The 3,009-nt window shown below is 64.8% G+C and carries 3 protein-coding genes and 1 pseudogene; 2 read left to right on the forward strand and 2 right to left on the reverse strand.

Annotation, left to right across the window (positions count from 1 at the left end; all coding sequences use genetic code 11):
• A pseudogene (locus tag AC1D00_RS34150) lies at positions 1 to 404 on the forward strand (patatin-like phospholipase family protein); the annotation flags it as partial.
• Here the strand turns inward: AC1D00_RS34150 and AC1D00_RS34155 are convergent.
• Complete coding sequence (locus tag AC1D00_RS34155; RefSeq protein ID WP_477013702.1) at positions 396 to 1,640, reverse strand: amidase; 1,245 nt, start codon at positions 1,638 to 1,640, stop codon at positions 396 to 398. The pseudogene AC1D00_RS34150 and the gene AC1D00_RS34155 sit on opposite strands and share 9 nt — an antisense overlap.
• A gap of 301 nt (positions 1,641 to 1,941) precedes the next feature.
• Between AC1D00_RS34155 and AC1D00_RS34160 the strand changes: the two genes are divergently transcribed.
• Complete coding sequence (locus AC1D00_RS34160) at positions 1,942 to 2,367, forward strand: DoxX family protein (protein WP_404556996.1); 426 nt, start codon at positions 1,942 to 1,944, stop codon at positions 2,365 to 2,367.
• 193 nt (positions 2,368 to 2,560) lie between these two features.
• Here the strand turns inward: AC1D00_RS34160 and AC1D00_RS34165 are convergent.
• On the reverse strand, positions 2,561 to 3,009 hold a 449-nt coding region (locus tag AC1D00_RS34165), incomplete at its 5' end, for a hypothetical protein (RefSeq protein WP_477013703.1).

A 3,009-nucleotide genomic window follows, 5' to 3' on the forward strand; every position in this document is an offset into this window, starting at 1 on the left:
CGCCACTATTGAAGCTGGCGCAGGAGACGGCGGCGACCGACGTGCTGCTGGTCCAGCTCACCCCGTCCCGCGACAGCTACGTGCCGATCACGCTCGCAGCCATCGACCGCCGGCTCGACCAGATCACCGCGAACGCCGCGCTCAATGCCGAGGTCGCGGCGATCGCATGGGCGCAATCGCACTCCGCAACCTCGCTGCGGCTCTCCAGGATCGCGGCAGAAGACTCGATTGAAGGCCTGGCGCAGCGCAGCTCGGCCGATCTCGGCCGCGGCTTCATCCGCCTGTTGCACCGGAGCGGCCGCGAAGCCGCCGGGCGCTGGCTCGGGCAAGGTGCGACGATCAGTGCAGCTCCGCCGCCTACATCCGATCAGCGCCCCGCCTCCGTAGAGCCCGCGCTAGCCTGATTTCGCCAGCGCGTCCTCCAGGAACCACGCCGTCGCAAGCGCATGCGCGTCGTTGCCGAAGCGCGCGATCACCTGCACGCCGATCGGCAGGCCATTGACCTTCAGCACCGGCACGTTGACGCAAGGATTGCCCATCAGCGTCCAGAGCCGGTTGTAGCGGGGGTCGCCGGTGGAGGCGAGCTCCTTGGCCGGCGGCGTGCCCGGCGCCGAATAGGTCAGGAGCACGTCGAAACCTTCGAACAGCTCGCCGAGCTCGCGGCGGCCACGACGGCTGATCCGGCGGGCCTCGTCATAATCCTTCGGCGTCAGCCCGACCGTCGCATCGAGACTGGCGCGCAGCATCGGCGCGATCTCGTCGTGATGCTCGGAAAACTCCCAGGCGAGCGCGCGATGCGCCTCAAAGTCCTGGACGATCGGATGGATGCGCCAGGCCTCCTGCACCGCTTCGGGCAGGTCGATGATCTGCACGCTGGCGCCGGCGCGCTCGGCCGCCTTAATCGCGGCTTGCAGCCCCTCTTCGGCGGCCGGCTCGACAGCGCCTGCGAACTCCTGCCTGACCACGGCGATGCGCGGCGCCTTGGCCGGGACAATGCCGGAGAATTCGCTACGGCCGGTCATCGCCAGCAGTCCGCGCGCGAGATCCTCCGCGCGGGCACCGAACAGGCCGACCGTGTCGAGCGCCCACGAATAGCACTTCACGCCGACCGTCGGCAGCATGCGGAACGACGGCTTGATCGCGGCCGTCCCGCAATAGGCGGCGGGCCGGATCACCGAGCCGCCGGTCTGGGTGCCCAGCGCCAGCGGGATCATGCCGGCGCCGACCRCCGCCGCCGAGCCCGAGGACGAGCCGCCGGGCGTATGGCCAAGATTGTGCGGATTGAGCGTCGGCGTCGGATCGCGCGAGGCGAACGCCGTGGTCGTGGTCTTGCCGATGATGGTGGCGCCCGCCCGCTTCAGCATCATCACGACCGGCGCGTCCGAACGCGGCTGCCAGCCGCGATAGATCTGCGAGCCCATCTCGGTCGGCATATTGGCGGTGTCGATGATGTCCTTGATGCCGACGGCGATGCCGCGCAGCGGGCCGGAGGCTTGCGCTCGTGCCGACTTGTCGTGGCGGACGAAGGCATGGACCTCCTTCTCCCGCGCCTCGATCGCCGCATGCGACTGGGCGATGGCGTCATCCGGCGAAAGCTCGCCCGCTTCGATGCGGCGCTGGAGGTCGGCGAGTGAGATCATGGCGATACCCTTCTTATTGGTATCGCTTTTAGCATTGCGATGAGGTCGCGCAAGCGCACGCGGGCGCGATCAATCCATGCGTGCAGTCAACATAGACCAACGACGCGACCAGAGCATTCGTCTCCGCGACGTCACGCCGCTAAGGTCAAAAATGGAAACAGTAACTTTCAATCATTTCTATTTCGGTCACAATTCGATCCGGCCAATCTGAGGACACAACGCAGGGCCCCGCGGCGCGCACTTTCTTCCAGGCCACACGCTTGGTGCCGTCGGACCTCAACCAAGTAAAGGAGCGACTACCATGGACACGACCCGTTATGCTTCCCTCGTTGGCCGGCTGCTGATCGGCCTCCCGTTTGCAATGAGCGGCTTCAGCAAGCTCGCCGCTTATGGTGCGACGACCGCTTACATCGCCTCTGCGGGATTACCGGTGCCACCGGTGGCTTATGCGATCGCAGTGCTCGTCGAGCTCGGTGGCGGTCTCTTGCTTATCGCGGGCTATCAAGCCCGCTCTGTCGCACTGGCGCTCGCCATATTCTCTCTGGCCGCGGCAGTCTCGTTCCACAACAACTTTGCCGACCAGAATCAGATGATCCATTTCCTCAAGAACGTGATGATGGCAGGCGGCCTGCTTCAGATCTTTGCCTTCGGCGCCGGTGCGCTCAGCCTTGACGCTCGCCTCTTGCGGAGCGGCTTCGCTGTCGCTCAGGCGGCGCACGCTCGTTGAGTGGACGACCTTGCGGAAGACCCGTCGGCCACGTCGGGTCTTCCGGCCGTGCCTCTAAAGCCTGATCAAGCGCACCTCACTGTTGCCCACGCCTTCAGGTTGCTCCATGCCACGAGACGGCCGTGGACGGCATCAACCCAAGCGTGGAGCTGACCGAGCTCGAGCGGATGGCRCAAGCGCCACAACCAACCGATCAATCTTCGATATCGGCAATTCGCCTGATGACGATCACGACGGCGAAGACCAGACCAAATACGCCGCCAGCAGCACCGGCCAGGCCAGAACCAAAGGCGCCACTTACATCCCGGTCGGAAAGCGCGAATACGACCGTTTCAGCCGCCAAGCTCGTTCCCAGCGTCACAGCAATTATGATCGCGACGGACGTGAGAAATTCGACCGCAAATCGAAGTGCCATATGTTTTAGAGTGCCGCGAGCGCGGCGCATACGAGTATCGGGACCTGGGGCCGCCTTGCGCGGCAAGCCTTTGCCGATCAATCGGTTCGCACGCGGATTGTCACTGGGATCGTCGAGGGCCTTGATGTCTCGTGAGAGTTCTCGTCGCATGATCAGAACGAAAATTAGCCCCCAGCATAAACATACGCCCCCTCCCAGGTAGATGCTGTAGCTGCCTGCCCATACGG

The organism is Bradyrhizobium sp. P2_E8 (genome assembly GCF_056403875.1).

Coding starts and splice junctions, on each gene's coding strand:
- AC1D00_RS34160 (WP_404556996.1), top strand. CDS start 1,942: ATGGACACGACCCGTTATGCTTCCCTCGTTGGCCGGCTGCTGATCGGC.